An 18,976-nucleotide genomic window follows, 5' to 3' on the forward strand; every position below is an offset into this window, starting at 1 on the left:
GCAGGTTTCGGTAAAGGTGCGCGGCACCCTTTGACCCGGAGCCGATCATGGCCGTCCTCACTACGCCTTCCAACCACACCGACAGCTTCATTGCACAGCACTTGCCTGAATGGCTGCATGCGGCTTCCTTGGAGCAGATACGAGCCCTGCGCACGCGCGCGGAAGAAAACCGCCATATTGAGCAGCGCCTGGCGTCACTGTTCAAAAGCATGGTCTCGCCGCAGTGGTACGCACAGCAGATGTTGGGTGCCACGATAGCGCAGAAGCTGGGTGTGCAGGTGGATCTGGCGCATGCGCTCTGGCGGGAGCGCTGGGACAGCTACAGCTTGCTTGGCAGCGGCGTGCTGCATCATCACTACAGCTTTCACCCTGCCATGACTCACCTGATGCAGAACTTTCCATCCGGGTCGAGCTTCGACGCCCGCTCCGGTATCATCTCCGAGGCCCATGGCATGTCCTTTACCGCTCCGCTGCTGGTAGACAGTGCGAGCCTGGCCTCCGCCTGCCGCCTGTTGGACGCGGGCAAGCTCTATCAGGACTACCTGGGGACTTTCTTTGACGACGCCGCCTGCACGCTGCTCGCTGAGGGCCTGCGCAAGCGCCTCGCGTTGGCCTCGGGACTTGCGGGGCTGCGTGGAGACATTACGGAGGTGGATGCCGCTACTCTGGAGCACACCCTCGACGAAGTGATGGTGCCTGGTGCTAAGCATCCCTCAGTCGTGGTCAAGCACCTTCATGTGCTCGGGCATGCGTTGATCGGCGCACTGGTGATCGAACTTTCCGACGGTGGGGCAGGCGGCCTGGCCTACCCGGGTGCAGGAGTACTGCTCTACCTGCCTCATGGGCCCTTGAAGAAGTTTGGCGATCTGGACAGCTTGAAGTCCCACATGGTGAACCTGTTCGAAAAGCCTGAGCATGCCAGCGACCTACTGAAGCTGGTGGCGGTCGATGCCCGGGCAGCGTTTCAGGCAGTGCTGGAAAAGCGGCTGAGTGATGCAGCCCCTGACCTTGAAGTGACCGGCAAAACCGCCGGCGCATCACTGTTTACCGAGATGGCCCGGCTGCACGTGGCCCGTATCAAGGCGGACGCCCGCTTTCTTCTGGTGCCTGTCGAAGAGGTAGATCGGCTGCAAAGGCTTCAGCGGCTTGAGACGCTCGAACAGGTGGGTCTGAACCTGGCACAAATGGCAGCGATGTTTGTCCCACAACTCGGCGCGATGATGTTGGCTGCAACCGTGGTCGAGGTGCTGGGTGAAATTGGCGTAGCGGTGTATGACTGGTCACGGGGCCATCAGCATGAAGCGCTGGAGCATGTACTGGGTGTGGCCGAAACGGTAGCGGTTACCGCGCTGACGGCGGCGGGCGGTGCGGCAGTTGCACGGGGCTTCAGGCGCAGCGCCTTCGTCGACGAGATGGTGCCAGTCGAACTGGATAATGCAGTGCCTCGGCTTTGGGTCGAGGACTTGAGTCATTACCGAGCGCTGAGCGTGCCTCACAATGCCGTACGAGGCCAGAAGGGCCTTTTTCAGCACGGTGACAGTCACTGGTGGCTTCATGAGAGCGTTTATTACCCCGTCAGCCGCAAAAACCAAGCAAACCCTTGGCGCCTGGTGCGCCACGATGGCAAAGCCGACTTCGCGCCGGCGCTGTATTGGAACGGTGAGCATGGCTGGCGGTTGAACTGGCAACGACCGCAATTGTGGCGTGGTGAGCGAGCTTTGTTGGGGCATCTATGGCCCCTCACTTCCGACCTGGATTCGCAGCGTGTGACTCAGGTACTCAAAGTGGCCGACGTGGACCAGGCCCAGTTACGCCGGGCGGTCGCGGAGCAAAGGGCGCTGCCTGTAAGTCTGCGCGACACATTGGAACGGTTTGAAGCCGACAAGCGCATCGAAGACTTCTTCGCCACATTCGCGAGCCACCAGGGCGAGAACGACTCCCCTCTGCTGCAATGGTGCGTCGATCAGTTGACCGAGCAACAGCGCGCACCAGCCTCAGTATCTGCATCGATCCTCGCGCAGGCGCCTCGCTTGCGCGAAGGCCTGATGAACCACTTGACGCACACACTTGCCATAAGCCCCGAAGCAGCGGTAATCCAGCGTGATTTTCCAGGGTTACCCGCTGCCTATGCTGAAGAGGTGATTGCCAACGGCACGGCCGAGCAGCGTCAGCGATTGCTCGGGCAGGGTCGTCTTGATCTGGCGCTTGCCGAGAGAGCGCGTCTGGCATTACAGGAGGCCCGTGTCTGTCGCGCATTACAGGGCCTGTACCTTGAAAATGCCTATCACCCTGACCTGCCGTCGCTGGTCTTCGGGCTTTTGCGAAAAGAACCTGCCTGGCCCATGGCCCACAATGTTCAGGTTCGCGAAGCGTCACCCACAGGGCGGGTATTGGCAGAGCTATACCCGGTGACCAATCCCGCCAGTGTGAAGGTGCTGGTGTGGGAGCGTGGGCAGATGTCGGTCTATGAGGGTGGCAAACCCGTTGCACAAGACGCGGAGGGCGCCTGCGGCTTGCTCGAGCGGCTTTGGCAGTTTCTACCTGAAGCCGAACGTAGCCGCTTGGGATGGTCAGCAACCGATGACGTGCAAGCGCTGCGGGCAGGCTTGCAGGCGCGCATCCCGGCACAAAGAAAGGCTGTGCAGGAACTGATGGGCATGCAGGTGAGCCGGCCGACCTTCCGCGCACCCGCCCGCCTGCCTGACCATCGCTATGGCTACTTGCTAAGTGGTCGCGGCAGCGCCAACCACCTGGCCGAGCGTACGCTTCAGGATCGTATCCGCAGCCTGTATCCAGGTTTTAGCGCGCAACAACTCGAACTCTATCTTCAAGTGCTCGAGGAGCAGCCTGGTTCGCCGTTTACCCATTTGCTGGAGCTTGAGGGCCAATATACGCGTCTGGACCTGACACTCGAGCAATGGGCTGCTCTGCCTGCCGATGCGGCCGATGTAGCCTTGCGACGTAGGATCTGCGACGAGCTAAGGCGCTGCTGGCGCTTTCAAGGGCACTCAGGTAGACGGCAAGCCAATGGAGATCCAGGCATGCTGTTGTCGCTATCGGGTATTGGTACCGGCGAGCTGCCCGACTTGAGCGCGGTGGAGGGTTTTAGCCATGTCAGCGAGATCGCGTTGGCCAACATGCGACTGGGCGATGTACCCGAGCGCTTTCTCAGGCCCTTTCATGGCATTACGACGCTGAACCTGGACAACAACGCCCTGACGCGGCTCCCCGCTGTGCTTTCGCAGTTGCGTGAGTTACAGGAACTGACGATTTCGCGCAACAGCCTGCATCTGGACGATGCTGGTTTTGAAGTGCTTGCGGGTATGCCAAGGCTGGCTGTGCTTGACCTGAGCGACAACAGTATCGGCAATTTTACGATTGCCATGGACCGATTACCTCGCCTGCGTCAACTGGGGCTGCGTGGAGTAGGGTTGACGCAAGTCCCGGATCATCTTGAACGAGCGGTTTCGCTGGAGTATGTAGACCTGCGTGACAACCATATCGCCGAGTTGCCCTTGGCCGTGCGGGCTCAACGCACCCACTGGCGAAGCAGGCTGGCACTGGCGGGCAACCCGCTGCCTGCCCTGTACCGCGACCTGTGGGTCGATGCCAGCCGCACCTCCGACAGCGAGCTCAGTGCCGACGGCGACGGATTTCACCTCAGCCGTTGGGTCGAGCGCCTGGACCCAGCACAACGAGCGTCTCGTACCGCCCAGTGGAACCGTCTGGTGGATGAGTCCGGCAGTGGCGATTTCTTCACACTCATCGGCGAACTCACTGACACCAGTGATTTTCGTCTGGCCAGGGACGATCTGGAGGCCCGGGTCTGGGCAATGCTGGACACAATCGAGAGTAACACCGCACTGCGCGAACAAACCTTCGCCTTGGCCAGTGAACCTCGTACCTGCGTGGACAGTGTCATCTCCAGTTTCGGCTTGCTTGAGATCAGGCTGTTGAGCGCGTCGGTCGAGGCCGCTGCTGGAGAACACGCAGAGGGTGAACTATTGAGTCTGGCGCGACGTTTCTTCCGCCTGGACCGGGTGGAGGCGTACGCCCGCCAAGACATGAGCGGCCGTGAAACCCTTGGCGAGGAGGTGGATCAGATCGAAGTCAGCCTTGCCTACCGGGTGGGGCTGGCGCGGACACTGGAATTGCCAGGTCAGGCAACCACCATGCAGTTCAGAACGATTGCAGGGGTCACGGAGGAACACCTGAAAACGGCCGAAGCAGCGGTTCGCGCTGCCGAGGCCAGCGAGGATCTGGCCATGGACATCAGTGAGCGTGGCTTCTGGTTCGATCACCTGCAACGCCAGTACCGCACATCCTTCGATGTTCTACGCGAGCCGTTCGTGCAGCAGATGGAGGCGCTTTATGCAGGGCGTGAGAGGCTGACAGATGCCCAGTACGATACACAGGCCAGGGCAATCGCCAAGGCTTGTGATGAGGCGGTAAAGGCCAAGGCGCTTGAACTCACACGCCAAGCCTTGGCCCGGGAGAGTGAACAGCTACTACCTGGCTGAGTCGGCGTGCAGTGATCGAATGCTAGCGTTTTGGCGCTGCGGTCCTAAGATGGCTGCATTCGAGCAAACTGGGCCGCCAATGAGCGACAAGGACACTATCTCCATCGATTTGGTACGCGAGGCGTTGTTGCAGGCTTGTCCTCAAGCAGGCCACGCGCCTCTGGTGCTACGCAAGGCAGGCATCGAGCCGCACCTGCTTTCGCTGCCAGGTGCGCGTGTGCCGGCAACTGCTTACGCGCGCCTCTGGCGCCTGCTGGCGCGGCGCTGCAACGATGAGTTCTTTGCCATGGACCCGCGCGGGCTACGCAGCGGCAGCCTGGCATTTCTCTGCCGTGCCAGCAGGGGACAACCAACGGTCGGGACAGGCATCGAAACCGCACTGGCTTTTCTGTCGTTGACCCTGGATCACCTACAGCCTCACTTGATTCGCCAGCAAAGCCTGGCCGAGATCGTCATCGTCGAGCCCACTGATGAGCCTCGACGAGCCTTCACCTACTTCACATTCTGGATGATCGTCCATGGTGTGGCGTGTTGGCTGGCAGGGCGTCGCATTCCGATCCTGGCTATCGAATTGCGCTGTACCGAACCGGCATTCTGCGACGACTACCGTGTCATGTTCTCGGAAAACCTGCGGTTCTCGCGGCCGCGTACCCGCATGATTCTGGCAGCCGATTGCTTCGACCAGCCTATCCGGCGCAGCGACGACGAGCTGCACCGTTTTCTGGCCCATGCGCCGGCCAATATCCTGGTCAAATATCGGGACCCCGACAGCCTCGCTCGACGCATTCGCCGCGACCTGAGCGAGCGGGACCCAGCGTCCTGGCCCGATGCGAATGAGCTTGCCCGCCAATTATGCCTGTCGGCTTCCACGTTGCGGCGCAGGCTGGCAGAGGAGGGACATAGCTATCAGGCCCTCAAGGACAGTGTGCGGCGCCAATTGGCTATCAGCTGGTTGGCGCAGGAGCAGGTTGGGATGCTGGAAATCGCGGCGCGCTTGGGCTTTGCCGACAGCAGTTCGTTCTACAAGGCCTTCCGCAAGTGGTTTGGCTGCAATCCGGGTCACTACCGAACGTTGGTCCTGGGTGCAGGGAAGGTGGATTAGGTGGGGTTTCCGTCTGCCAGTCGCTGAGCGCCCATCACACAGTCGAGGCTGAATCAGCACCGACAGGACTTCCACGATGTCAGCTTCCCTCACTAGCGCTTGCGGCCCGACTACGTCCTCTGCCAAGGTCGCCAGCGCTACCCATGACTTCATAGCCGCGCGCCTGCCTGAGTGGCTCAAGCGGGCTTCTCCTGCTCAACTCAATCGCCTTCGTGATCGCTTCAAGGCGCACCAGGCCAGCCAGGAACGCGTGCGCGTTTTTACGCGGCGGTTGATTCCACTGCAAAGCTTCACCGAGCTGCATATGCAGAGGCTGGTTGTACACCTGCCGGGGAGCCCTTCCCTGGATGCGCTGCAGTGGCTGGAGATACGGCGCAAATTCAAGGGACCGCAAGGCATCGCCCTGCCTGTCGATGAGGTCATCGAGGTGAGAGAGCCTGCCGTGTTGCGCCTGATGCAGAATTTTCATGAGCAGGCCAGCTTCTATCTGGGCACCGGTTTGGTGAAAACAGGTGAAGATAACCTGCTCACCGCGGGTACGGATGCACTGGTGCAAGCGTGCCGGGACCTGGATGCCGGCGGGCGCTATCAGAAGCTCTTGTCGCAGGTGTTTACCGATGATACCTGCAACGCACTGGTTGCAGACAAGCGTGCGGCGCTTGGGTTGGCTACCGAAGTGGCGGCGCTACGCGGTGATCTAACCGCCAGTCAGCAGATAGCGTTGGCGAGCTTGGCAAGCGATGAAGTCGATCACGGCGAGCTCCGTGCATACCCAGGATTGCTGAGCATGCTGGGGCATACTCTGTGCGATGTCGTGCTCGTCCAGTTGCGCGATGAGCATGGTGCGGATCGAGGGACCGTTCTCTACAGGCCCAGCGATCCTGGCCAGGCATTGCGCTATTTCACGTCCATCCAGCAAATGAACACCGTGCTCGCGGCCGCTCTGCAGAAGGAGGATTACCGGGTTTATTTCAGTCAGTTGGTCTCTGTAGAAGGGCGCGCTTCCTTTCTCGATACATTGAGCAAGCGCTTGAGCGACCCCGTGCCTGACCTGTCCCTTGAAGGCGTTACAGGAACGGAGGATATCTTCTCAAGGCTAGTCGATCAGCAGGTCCAGCGAATCAAGGACGACGCGCGTCTGTTGCTGGTACCAACCGCGCAGGTGGATCGACACGCCTCTGAAGCACGACGCAAGCAGTGGCGCTCGTTGGGCTGGAATCTGGTCAACCTGGCTGGACTTTTCATACCTGTGGTGGGCGCAATGCTGCTTGGACAATTGGTGGTGCAAACGCTTTCGGAAGTCTTCGAGGGCGCAGCTGACTGGTATCACGGCCATCAGCACGAGGCCTTGGAGCACATGCTTGGCGTGGCCGAGACGTTAGCGGTGACTGCGGTTGTCGGCGCCGGAGCCAACATACTGGCCAGGGGGTATGCAGCCGCTGATTTTGTAGAAGGGCTGGAGCCGGTGAGCGGGCTCGATGGGAAGTCGCGGCTATGGGCCAACGACCTCAAGGTCTACGCCAGCTTGCCGGAAGACCCGCAACTGGAGAGCGACGGTCTGCACAGGGACTGGGGGCGAGCTTTCTTCCGTAGTGGCAAACGTTATTTCGAGGCGCATCGCCCTGATCCTAATGGGCCATGGCGCTTGCGTCATGCTCGGCGTCCGGCAGGCTTTGGGCCTGTTCTCGAACACTTTGGCGAGCGAAGCTGGCGGTTGAACGATGGTCGACCACTGGAAGCGGATCAGCCCGATCTCATGCTCGAACAGCTTTGGCCTCAGGCAAGACCGCTCACTCACCAGCAGGCCAGCAAGGTGATACAGGCCGCCGGAATCGATATTGCCGCGCTACGAGGTTTACTGGTGGAGGCGCGGGACATTCCAGCCAGTTTGCGTGACAGCCTGGAGCGTTTCGAAGCCGATGCGCGTGTCAGCAGGTTTTTTGCAACCCTGCAAGCCGGTGTGAGCCCACGCAATGAAGAAGTGTTGGTGCAGTGGTGCCTGGAGCAAAGCGGTGGCGGTAGGGGGGTACAACTGCATGAGCGCCTTCTTGAGGATGCAGATCGCTTACGCGGGCTGATGTTCAAGCACCTTTGCCAGGTACCCATGGTCGATGACCCGTTGTCGTCTGTCATCAGATCAGACATGCCGGGTCTGCCCGAGCGTTATGTCCAAGATTTGGCCGCGGACGTGGGGCGAACCGAGCGCGATCTGGCCCTTGGCGTGGGCAAGCTGCCGTTGCGTTGCCTGCGCCAGGGTGCGTCGTTGCTGCGTGTTGCCAGGCTGACCCGGGCCATGTGCGGTGTGTACCTGCCCAACGCTTACTGCGATGAAGCGGGCGAACTCGCATTGGCCCTGCTGCAGCGATTGGACGCATGGCCGGCGTTGCACATAGAGCTCTGGACAGACGGCCCGGGTGCGCACCGGATTGCGGCGGTAGGTGATAAGTCGCCGGACGCTAATCTGGTCAAGATCGTTCACAAGGAGGGGCGTTTCCGGACCATCGAGGAGGCAAGTGCAGGCTATGGTGCTTTGATAGACGAGTCGCATGACTTATACCAGACACTGCTCGCATTGCTGGAGCCTGCCCAGCGCACTGCGCTTGATCTGGATGGCGATCACGCTGCCGCGACCTTGCGTGATCGCCTGGTGGCACAGATGCCTGAAACGCATGCCGAGGTCGAGCAACTACTTGGCTGGCCTCGACAGGATCGTTGGTTCAACCCAGGCCGGCGTATGCCCGACGGTCGCGTAGGCTACCCACTCAGCGGTCGTCCGGCTCGACGTCGTAGCCCCGACAGCCTGCTAAGGAACCGTTTACGCAATCTGTACCCTGGCCTGGCCGATGGTGCGATCGACAACCGCCTGGCGCGTTTGCTCGAAGGCCCTCAGGCTGCCTATGACGCCTTGCTGGAACTTGAAGAAAACCATGCTGATCTTGAGCGACACCTGGACCGCTGGAAAGGCTTCGAGTCCAATCCGGCTCGTCAGCGGGTACGTCAGCAGGTCGCCGACCAGATCCGCCGCGCCTGGCGACAGACGAGCGAACCTCTGGGTGATGAGGCGGCCGGTCAGCGGCTGAGCCTTGTCAATCTGAATGTGGGCAGTCTGCCCGAGCTGCCTGCCCATATCGAGTTCGAACTCACAAGATCATTGGTCATCAGTGACGTGCCGATTACGCACATGCCCACTGGATTCCTTTCATGCTTCACCCGTTTGAGAGAATTGAACCTGAGCAGCAACGGTCTGCTGGGCGTGCCCACGGAAATTGCCTATCTGGTCGAGTTGCGAACCCTGCGCCTTGCACGCAACAGCATCCGGCTGAACGATCACGCCTTGAATGCGCTGACCCGCCTGCCGCAGTTGACTCACCTGGATCTGAGCTACAACCCGCTGGGGGCATTTGGGATGCGCTATAACCTGTTGACGCGCCTGGTCGAACTCAACTTGCGTCACTGCAGGTTGGGTGGGTGGCCTCACGGGTTGGAGTTGTGCAGCACCTTGGAACGCGTCGACCTGCGTGACAACCTCCTGCACATTGTGCCTGCGGAAATTCTACAGCTGCCACACGCCCGCCGAATGAGCTTCATGGTGGAGCGAAACCGGTTGAGCAGCGTCGAGATGCAGCGGCTCTTTGCCCTTGATTCAATCGCCGAGCATTTTCATCTTCCCGAGCCGCGGCGAGTAATCGACCCGCAGGTGACCTGTGATCTTTGGCTCGATGCAGGCGATCCGCAATTGCGTGTAAGCCGTCAGGCCCTCTGGGCGCGCCTGATGACTGATTCGGACAGCGCTGGCCTGGTACGGCTGTTGGGGCTTCTTGAAGATACCGGTGACTACGACACTGCATCGTTCCAGTTGGCGGAGCGGGTGTGGGCTTTACTCCAAGCCATTGATGGCAACGAGCAACTGCGGCAGCGAATCCAAAGTCTGGCTCGTCTGCCATTGACCTGCATGAACACCGTTGCTGATCGGTTCAGTGAGCTACAACTCAGAGCACTCGTCGATGGGGCTGAGCGCAACGTCGCGCCGGAGCGTGGCAATGATCTATTGGGTATCGGGCAGCAACTGTTTCGCCTGGACCGGCTTGAGCAGGTCGCCAGGCGCGATGTATTGCAGCGCCTGGCTGCGCGGGAAAGGGTGGACCAGGCTGCCGTCAGCCTGGCCTACCGTGTGAGGTTGCGGGCTCGCCTGAACCTGCCGTGTCAGCCCCATAGCATGCTCTACGCCGATGCTGCCGAGCTGACCAGCATTCAGCTTGAGAACGCCTACCGTGAGGTGATGGCAGCGATGACCCCTGACGCGCTATCGATGAGCCTGTCCCAACGTGTGTTTTGGGCCAGTTACATCCACGAGCGGCATACCGAGGTGTTCGAAGCACTGCAGGCCCAGTTCGCCGCACGTCGATCGGCATTGGCTTTGCGGCAATCAACGCTGGATGCCGTTGATTATCAGCTTCAGCTCGACAGCCTGGACACCGAGCAGGCCGCTCAGGACCAGTCGCTAGTATTTGAATTGACCCGGCAATTTCTGTTAGGGCGCGAACGCGGATTGGGCTGACCGCCGTTGTGGCCAAACCGATCATCCACAATGAATGGTTTGGCCATTGTGGTTACGCCTGAGCGGCGCGAACATCGTCCGGACTTAACCGTGCACTCCAACAATAAAAAGCAGGAGTCTGACGATGCGTGACTACGCCGAGGCCGTTCGCTCGTTCCATTACCTGGGTGCCGCGCAGGCGGCCTTGCAGGGCGAGCTGCAGGCCCTTAACGCCTGTGTCGAATGTTGTGATCGCCACACGGGCGTCGACAAGGTGGCCCTGCACTGGCTGGACAGTGAAGGCAACTACGAGCAGCTGACTTTCGATAGGTTGCAAGTGCTGGCCACCCGCTTTGCCAGCGTCCTGCGTGCCCATGGTGTCAGTGTGGGCGACCGCGTGGCGGGGCTGTTGCCTCGCACCCCGCAACTGCTGATCACCATTCTCGCCACTTGGCGCCTGGGTGCCGTTTATCAGCCCTTGTTCACCGCTTTCGGGCCTGCTGCCATCGAGCATCGACTGCACCAGTCGCATGCCCGGGTGGTGGTGACGGATCGCAGTAACCGGGTAAAACTTGATGACGTTAACGCTTGCCCGCTCACGATAACGGTCGATGCCTGTGAAGGAGAGCTGGACTTCCAGCGGTGTCTTGAAAACGCCTTGCCTGAATGTGAACCGGTCATGCTCACAGGTGACGATCCCTTCCTGTTGATGTTCACATCCGGAACCACCGGGCCTGCCAAACCCCTTGAAGTACCGCTGCGGGCCATCGTGGCGTTCCAAGGCTACATGCGCGATGCCATCGATCTGCGCCCCGAGGACAGGTTCTGGAACCTGGCTGATCCGGGCTGGGCGTATGGGCTGTATTACGCAGTCACCGGGCCGCTTTCATTGGGCCACGCGACCACCTTCTACAACGGCCCCTTCAGTGTCGACAGCTGCACGCAGGTCATTACCCAGCTGGGCATCAACAACCTGGCCGGCTCGCCAACGGCCTTTCGCATGCTCATTGCAGCCGGTGAGCAGTTCAGTGCCCCAGTCAAAGGACGCCTGCGCGTTGTGAGCAGTGCAGGGGAGCCGTTGAATCCGGAAGTGATCCGCTGGTTCGCCGAACATCCCGGAGTAACCATTCATGATCACTACGGGCAGACGGAGCTGGGCATGGTGCTGTGTAACCATCACGGCCTGGCCCACCCGGTGCACGTGGGTTCTGCAGGTTTTGCCATACCGGGGCATCGCATTGTGGTGCTCGATGAGCAGGGTCGCGAACTGCCCGCCGGTCAGCCGGGTATCCTGGCGGTGGATCGCGAACGATCGCCCTTATGCTGGTTCGCCGGTTACCACGGGTTGCCGACCAAGGCCTTTGTCGGCAAGTACTACCTGAGCGGCGATACCGTCGAACTGAACCCCGATGGCAGCATCAGCTTTGTCGGGCGCAGCGATGATGTGATTACCACGTCCGGGTATCGGGTTGGGCCTTTCGATGTGGAGAGCGCATTGATCGAGCACCCAGCCGTTATTGAGGCTGCAGTAATCGGCAAGCCTGATCCTGAGCGCACCGAGGTGATCAAGGCATTCGTGGTACTGGCCAAGGGTTACGGCGCCAGCGCCGAGCTTGAAGAGCAGCTGCGCCAGCATGTTCGCCAGCGCCTATACGCCCATGCCTACCCCAGAGAAGTCGAGTTCGTCAGCGAGTTGCCGAAGACCCCCAGCGGCAAGCTGCAACGCTTCATCCTGCGCAATCAGGAAATAGCTCGACAACACACGCAGCTCGCCACCACGGCCAGCGCTTGAAAGGAAACCGACCATGCAAATAGCCAACAAACACTTCATCGTCAGCGGCGCTGCCTCCGGTCTGGGCGCCGCCACCGCGCACATGCTGATCGAGGCAGGCGCGTCGGTCATGCTTGTGGACCTCAACGGCGACGCCGTGCAAGCCAAAGCCCGCGAGCTGGGCGAGCGCGCGCATTTCAGCGTGGCCGACATCAGTGACGAAGCAGCTGCAAAGGCGGCCGTATCGGCAGCACTTGCAGCGTTCGGTAGCCTGCACGGTCTGGTGAACTGCGCAGGCATCGTGGGCGCTGAAAAGGTATTGGGAAAACAAGGCCCGCACGGCCTGGCCAGTTTTGCCCGTGTCATCAATGTCAACCTGGTGGGCAGCTTCAACCTGCTGAGGTTATGTGCCGAGGCGATGGCCGACGCAGAGGCGGACGACGGAGGCGAACGGGGCGTGATCATCAACACGGCCTCCGTCGCGGCCTACGACGGCCAGATCGGGCAATGTGCCTATGCAGCGTCCAAAGGGGCCGTTGCCAGCCTGACGTTGCCCGCCGCGCGCGAGCTGGCGCGCTACGGTATTCGCGTAATGACCATTGCGCCGGGCATTTTCGAAACCCCGATGATGGCCGGGATGACGCCCGAGGTTCGTGACTCGCTCGCAGCGGGCGTGCCTTTTCCTCCGCGCCTTGGACGTCCAGAGGAATACGCGGCGCTGGCGCGCCACATCATCGAGAACAGCATGCTCAATGGTGAGGTCATCCGTCTGGACGGTGCCTTGCGCATGGCAGCCAAGTGAGGATAACCCCCATGAACACCCGAGAAGATCCCATCGTCATCGTTAGCGCAGTACGAACCCCGATGGGGGGGTTGCAAGGCGAGCTTAGCAGCCTCTCTGCCGTGCAGTTGGGCAGTGCGGCCATTGGCGCCGCGATTGAGCGCGCTGGTGTGCAGGTGCACAGCGTCGATCAGGTGCTGTTCGGCTGCGTGTTGCCGGCAGGCCTTGGGCAGGCGCCGGCGCGTCAGGCTGCACTGGGCGCTGGCCTGGGCAAGCACACCACCTGTACGACGCTCAACAAGATGTGTGGGTCCGGCATGCAGGCTGCCATTCTTGCCCATGACCTGCTGGTGGCAGGCAGCGCCGACGTGGTAGTCGCCGGCGGCATGGAGAGCATGAGCAACGCCCCTTACCTGCTGGACAAGGCCCGCGGCGGTTACCGCATGGGCCATGGCAAGGTAATCGACCACATGTTCATGGATGGTCTTGAGGACGCCTATGACAAGGGTCGCTTGATGGGCACGTTTGCCGAAGACTGTGCCCAGGCCAATGGTTTCAGTCGTAAAGACCAGGACGATTTTGCCATCGCATCGCTTACCCGTGCCCAACAGGCCATTCTCAATGGTCGTTTTGCGGATGAAATCGTCCCGGTGGAGGTGACTGAAAGCAAGCAACGCCGTCTGGTCAAGGACGACGAGCAGCCGCCCAAGGCGCGCCTGGACAAGATCGCGCAATTGCGCCCGGCGTTTCGAGACGGCGGTACGGTAACGGCTGCCAACGCCAGCTCCATTTCAGATGGCGCGGCGGCACTCGTGCTGATGCGTCGCTCCGAGGCGCACAAGCGAGGTTTGAAACCGATGGCCGTTATCCACGGCCATGCGGCCTTCGCCGATGCACCGGCCCTGTTCCCGACCGCGCCTATCGGTGCAATCGACAAGCTGATCAAACGCACGGGTTGGGCGCTTGCCGATGTCGACCTGTTCGAAATCAATGAAGCGTTCGCCGTGGTGACCCTGGCAGCCATGAAACATCTGGACCTGCCCCACGGCAAGGTCAACATTCATGGCGGCGCCTGCGCACTGGGCCACCCGATCGGCGCTTCCGGGGCGCGCATCCTGGTCACGCTGCTGCACGCCCTGCGCCAGAACAACCTGCGTCGTGGGGTGGCGGCCATCTGCATTGGCGGTGGTGAAGCCACGGCCATGGCTGTCGAATGCCTGGAGTGAGGTAAACCATGCTGGTCAACGAAGAACAACAACAGATCGCCGATGCCGTGCGCAGCTTTGCTCAGGAGCGGCTGCGCCCTTTTGCCGAACAGTGGGACAAGGAGCATCGGTTTCCCCGCGAAGCCATCGAGGAAATGGCAGCGCTCGGCCTGTTCGGCATGCTGGTGCCTGAACAGTGGGGCGGAAGCGACACCGGTTATGTAGCCTACGCCATGGCCTTGGAGGAGATCGCGGCCGGCGATGGTGCGTGCTCGACCATCATGAGCGTGCACAACTCGGTGGGGTGTGTGCCTATTTTGCGGTTTGGCTCAGAACAGCAAAAGCGCGCGTTTCTGACGCCCCTGGCAACCGGCGTCATGCTCGGGGCATTCGCCCTGACCGAGCCACAGGCAGGCTCCGATGCCAGCAGCCTGAAAACCCGTGCGCGCCGTGAGGGCGAGCACTACGTGCTCAATGGCAGCAAGCAGTTCATCACCTCCGGCCAGAATGCCGGGGTGGTGATCGTGTTCGCCGTGACGGATCCGCAGGCCGGCAAGCGCGGCATCAGCGCGTTCATCGTGCCGACCGACGCACCGGGTTATCAGGTGGCCCGTGTCGAGGACAAACTCGGCCAGCATGCTTCCGATACCTGTCAGATCGTGTTCGACAACGTGCGCGTGCCTGTGGCCAACCGACTGGGTGAGGAGGGTGAGGGCTACAAGATTGCCTTGGCCAACCTTGAGGGCGGGCGCATCGGCATCGCGGCCCAGTCGGTAGGCATGGCGCGCGCCGCCTTCGAAGTGGCCCGTGACTATGCCAAGGAGCGACAGAGTTTCGGCAAGCCGCTGATCGAGCATCAGGCCGTGGCTTTCCGGTTGGCGGACATGGCAACCCAGGTCGCCGTCGCCCGGCAGATGGTGTTGCACGCTGCCGCCTTGCGCGATGCGGGGCAACCTGCGCTGGTGGAAGCGTCCATGGCCAAGCTCTTTGCCTCGGAAATGGCAGAGAAGGTGTGCTCACACGCCTTGCAGACCCTGGGCGGTTATGGCTATCTGAGCGACTTCCCGCTGGAGCGCATCTATCGCGACGTGCGGGTTTGCCAGATTTACGAAGGCACCAGCGATATTCAGCGCATGGTCATTGCGCGCAATCTTTGAAGGAGCAGACCACATGGCATTTGAAACCATCCTGTTGGACATTCATGGCAAGGTTGGCCTGATCACGCTCAATCGCCCGCAGGCGCTCAACGCCTTGAACGCGCAGATTGTCAGCGAACTGAACCAGGCCTTGGATCAGCTTGAGCGCGACCCTGGCATTGGCTGCGTGGTGCTCACAGGTTCGGCGAAGGCGTTTGCCGCTGGCGCTGACATCAAGGAAATGGCTGAGCTCAAGTACCCGCAAATCTACGTGGACGACCTGTTCAGCGATGCCGACCGCATCGCCAACCGGCGCAAGCCGATCATTGCCGCCGTGTCGGGGTTTGCGCTGGGCGGTGGTTGTGAGCTGGCGATGATGTGCGACTTCATCTTGGCTGGCGATAATGCCAAGTTCGGTCAGCCTGAAATCAACCTTGGGGTGTTGCCGGGCATGGGAGGCACGCAGCGCTTGACCCGTGCGGTGGGCAAGGCCAAAGCCATGGAGTTGTGCCTGACCGGTCGCCTGATGGGTGCTGAGGAAGCGGAGCGCTCAGGGCTGGTGGCGCGTGTCGTGCCGCAGGACGAGCTGTTGCAGGAGGCGCTGAAAGTGGCCGCCACTATCGCTGCCAAGTCCATTCCGGTGAGCATGATGGTCAAAGAGAGCGTTAACCGTGCGTTCGAAGTCACCCTCAGCGAAGGTGTGCGGTTCGAGCGGCGGGTGTTTCATGCGGCGTTCTCTACCGAAGATCAGAAAGAGGGCATGGCCGCGTTCATTGCCAAGCGTGAGGCGCAGTTCAAGGATCGTTGATGGGGGGCGTTTTGCAGTGATTTGCACGGTGGTTCAGGGATGAAGAAGCGTCGCGCTCAGGGAGATTCAGGGGTGATACTTTTGGTGTTCCTGTCTGTTGCTGCGTTTATGATGTTGGCGTCTCGGTATCCCAGCATGATAGAGCGCAGGGTTGAGGCGCGCAAAGCGCAGCAACAGGCGGTGCAGCCTGAGCGGCGGGTTACCGAGACGACAGTTGAGATCATGTTGCCGGACGGGCGGCGTCTGCCGCAGCTAGAGTCGGAGGCATTGATCAAGTAGCCAAAGTGGCTTTTAATCCTTGCCGCTGCCGCTGCCGCTGCCGCTGCCGCTGCCGCTGCCGCTGCCGCTGCCGCTGCTCTTGCTCTTGCTTCTAAGCGCGCGGTCGTCCAGGCGCCGCAGATCGCGACTTCAGGAGGCCGAGCGCAGGGCTTGCGGAGGGAGGTGACGGGCATGGATGCCCGTCAAGCGCTGGGCCCCAGGATGGGGCCTGCAGCGCGGTCCTCCCGGGAGCAGGCCCGGAGCGAGGGAACCCCGGAGCGTAGCGTAGGGGCCGGATGATAGGAGCAGGCGGTTTTTGCTTACTTTTTGACAAGACAAAAAGTAAGCCGCCGTAAGGGCGGAAAGGTGACTGTGCGCCACCCACGCCAATGAATACCAACTTGCTGTGCGCGCCCACGCTTTCAAGTTTCAAGTTTCAAGTTTCAAGTTTGATTGCGTTGGCGTGGGTATTGAAAGAGAGCATAGTCCATTTGCGATGGCGACGCTTAGTCACCTTTTCGCCCTTACGGCGAGTCACTTTTTGTCAAACGCGACAACAAGTAACCAAAAAACGCTGCGCTCCATTCATACGGTCCCTACGCTGCGCTTCGGGGTTCCCTCACTCCGGCCTTGCTCCCGGGAGGACCGCGCTGTAGGCCCCATCCTGGGGCCCAGCGCTTGACAGGCATCCATGCCTGTCACCTCCCTCCGCAAGCCCTGCTTTCGGCCTCCTGAAGTCGCGAAGATCAAAAGCAAGATCAAAAGCCAAAGCCAAAGCCAAAGCTAGAGCAAGAGCAAGAGCAAGAGCAAGAGCAAGAGCAAGAGCAAGAGCAGGAATTAGCTATATATGTTGATCTGGAGTTTAAAGGAGTTTGCGATGCGCTCAGTAGCTGCTGCCTCGTACCTGTTTATTACAGCGAATCTTGTAATGTGCGTATGTTCAAAACTCCCTCTGTAGGAGCGGGCTTGTCCCGCGATGGAGTGCGAAGCGCTCCCCTATAGCGTTATCGAGGTTTCAAGGCATCATAATTTTCAACGTTACTGCTGCATTGCAGTAAACATGCCGCCGAATCTACCCGCACTGCTCAAACTCGCGCTTATACCTTCAAATGCAAGCACCGGCCGGCGGATCGTAAGCAGCGAATGCCAACGCCACCCCATTTTGCTGTTGCTCAAGGCGACGCTGCGCCTTAGACTGCCGCCCCTTGTTAAAGAGTGCCGACTGGCGCTCGAAAAATTTCCGCTGCCGATGCCAAAGCATCGGCGGCAAACGAATCGCCTAAATGCACCTATTTTCATAGAGAAATCGATGACCAAGGAACAGTTGCTGGCCATGCCGGCCGATGACTACATGAACGCTGAACAGCTGAGCTTCTTCACTCAGCTGCTGCAAGCGATGAAAGTCGAGACCCATGAACGCATCGAGCTGAGCCGTGCCACCATCGAAGGCCTGGATACCCCCTCGGATCCTGCCGATGTGGCATCGGTCGAAGAAGAGCGTAGCTGGCTGGTGAATGCCATCGATCGCGATCAGCGCCTGCTCCCGCAACTGGAGATGGCGCTTGACCGTATTGCCGACGAGAGCTTCGGCTGGTGCGACGACAGCGGTGAACCAATTGGTCTCAAGCGCTTGCTGATCAGTCCAACCACGAAGTACTGCATCGAAGCCCAAGAGCGCCACGAGCAGCTCGATCGCCATCAGCGTCAGGCCTGAGCCGTTCAGGTTGCCAAGCCCCATGGAGCGATTCGTGGGGCTTTTTGCATTTCGCAAATCAAGCCGCAACGACCCATGCAATTTCCCTGGAGCAGTTGCGCAATAACCGGCAAGCCTGTTAAAACAGGGCGTCTCTCATGGATTTCACTGTCTTCGGATATCCCCACCGACGACAGTGCGAGTCGCCATCAGGCGCCAAGACCACGCACCCATCCGGAATCGCATTTTCATGGACGTGCAATGTCAGACGTTACGCCGGTAGCGCTTGGGCATGGCCCAAGGGTATGCAAGCGACAGCAACGCCGGCCGTTAGAGTAAAAAATCCTGCACGCTGCATCGTCAGCGGGCACAGACATGTCGCCCAGCGTTTTATTAATCTCATTGCCTATCGATTTGAAATGGCCGTGCTTCGCGAGCTCCTGCGAGGGCGGGTTGTAAACGGTTGAGGATTACTTCATTGGCAGTCAGCACTCTTGATACACACGCGTTGTTCGCCCTTGGCGATTTGCGCGGGAAACTGGCCCAGTTGTTCCAGGGTCGATTCGTCTATGTCACCGAGCAAAACCCTGATGGCCTCTACATGGCCGAGATCGACACGCAAAATGCGCTGGTGGTCGATGACAAGCAGCGCCTTGAATTGAAAGTCGGCGACCATTTTCGTGCCGCCGTGCTGCCCAGCCGCGAAGGCGGCAAGCTGGAAATGCGTTTTCGCGACATCAAGCTCAATGTCTACGGCGTTGGCGACTACGCGTTCGTATCGGTTCCGGAAGGCGAGGGGATCGTATTGCGGGAAGGCCATGGCGTGATGCTGGTGTTTGCCGCCGAGCAGCAAATTCAGGAAGGGCTAGGCAAGCTGTTGAAGGCTGTAACCGGCAAGGTTGCGAAATGGCGCAAGGGTGAACTGACGACGTTCAAGGCAAGCGAGTGACGCTGCCAGAGCAAGCGCCTGGATCACGGGAACACTATCACCGTGAGCACCAGGCGCGCGCCATGGCCGAGGCGCGGCGGCTGCTCGCAGCACGTGAAGCGGTGGGCGGGCGATGGTTGGATTGGGTAGCCGCCGAGTTGTATACCCAGGGCCCGCCCCATTACGTGGCCATGGTCAGGCGAGCACTGCAGCGGCTGAGTAAGCAGCCAGGCTAAG

The 18,976-nt window shown here is 60.4% G+C and carries 12 protein-coding genes; all 12 read left to right on the forward strand.

Annotated features, from left to right (window positions below):
- The first annotated feature begins 47 nt into the window (after positions 1-47).
- The 12 genes from CWR53_RS08025 to CWR53_RS08080 all read left to right on the forward strand — a co-directional run bounded on the left by CWR53_RS08025 (position 48) and on the right by CWR53_RS08080 (position 18,975).
- Positions 48-4,520: an NEL-type E3 ubiquitin ligase domain-containing protein gene (locus CWR53_RS08025; RefSeq protein WP_100851207.1), complete on the forward strand. Its 4,473-nt coding sequence runs from the start codon at positions 48-50 to the stop codon at positions 4,518-4,520.
- A gap of 79 nt (positions 4,521-4,599) precedes the next feature.
- Positions 4,600-5,622 (forward strand): AraC family transcriptional regulator, encoded by a 1,023-nt coding sequence (locus tag CWR53_RS08030; RefSeq protein WP_058605652.1) that lies wholly within the window; start codon positions 4,600-4,602, stop codon positions 5,620-5,622.
- A gap of 76 nt (positions 5,623-5,698) precedes the next feature.
- A complete protein-coding gene (locus tag CWR53_RS08035; RefSeq protein ID WP_100851208.1) occupies positions 5,699-10,180 on the forward strand; it encodes an NEL-type E3 ubiquitin ligase domain-containing protein in 4,482 nt (1,493 codons plus the stop codon).
- Between the two features lie 124 nt (positions 10,181-10,304).
- Positions 10,305-11,951, forward strand: a complete 1,647-nt coding sequence (locus CWR53_RS08040; protein ID WP_100851209.1) for an AMP-binding protein — start codon at positions 10,305-10,307, stop codon at positions 11,949-11,951.
- Positions 11,952-11,964: 13 nt separating this feature from the next.
- The gene (locus CWR53_RS08045) at positions 11,965-12,732 is read left to right on the forward strand and encodes an SDR family NAD(P)-dependent oxidoreductase (protein WP_058605649.1); all 768 of its coding nucleotides are present in this window, start codon (positions 11,965-11,967) and stop codon (positions 12,730-12,732) included.
- Between the two features lie 11 nt (positions 12,733-12,743).
- Complete coding sequence (locus tag CWR53_RS08050; RefSeq protein WP_058605648.1) at positions 12,744-13,937, forward strand: acetyl-CoA C-acyltransferase; 1,194 nt, start codon at positions 12,744-12,746, stop codon at positions 13,935-13,937.
- Positions 13,938-13,945: 8 nt separating this feature from the next.
- Complete coding sequence (locus CWR53_RS08055) at positions 13,946-15,073, forward strand: acyl-CoA dehydrogenase (protein WP_100851210.1); 1,128 nt, start codon at positions 13,946-13,948, stop codon at positions 15,071-15,073.
- A 13-nt stretch (positions 15,074-15,086) separates the two neighbouring features.
- Entirely contained in the window at positions 15,087-15,860 is a 774-nt protein-coding gene (locus CWR53_RS08060; protein WP_058605646.1) for an enoyl-CoA hydratase, read from the forward strand.
- Between the two features lie 39 nt (positions 15,861-15,899).
- Positions 15,900-16,139 (forward strand): hypothetical protein, encoded by a 240-nt coding sequence (locus tag CWR53_RS08065; RefSeq protein WP_100851211.1) that lies wholly within the window; start codon positions 15,900-15,902, stop codon positions 16,137-16,139.
- Between the two features lie 1,288 nt (positions 16,140-17,427).
- Positions 17,428-17,832, forward strand: a complete 405-nt coding sequence (locus tag CWR53_RS08070; protein ID WP_023534004.1) for a TraR/DksA C4-type zinc finger protein — start codon at positions 17,428-17,430, stop codon at positions 17,830-17,832.
- A 457-nt stretch (positions 17,833-18,289) separates the two neighbouring features.
- Positions 18,290-18,760: a hypothetical protein gene (locus CWR53_RS08075; RefSeq protein WP_058605991.1), complete on the forward strand. Its 471-nt coding sequence runs from the start codon at positions 18,290-18,292 to the stop codon at positions 18,758-18,760.
- Positions 18,757-18,975 carry a hypothetical protein gene (locus tag CWR53_RS08080; protein WP_058605990.1) on the forward strand — a complete coding sequence of 73 codons (219 nt, stop codon included), beginning with the start codon at positions 18,757-18,759 and terminating at the stop codon, positions 18,973-18,975. The genes CWR53_RS08075 and CWR53_RS08080 overlap by 4 nt, the downstream gene beginning before the upstream one ends.
- Position 18,976: the final 1 nt, after the last annotated feature.

The organism is Pseudomonas sp. SGAir0191 (assembly GCF_002812565.2).
Classification (GTDB): Bacteria; Pseudomonadota; Gammaproteobacteria; order Pseudomonadales; family Pseudomonadaceae; genus Aquipseudomonas; species Aquipseudomonas parafulva_B.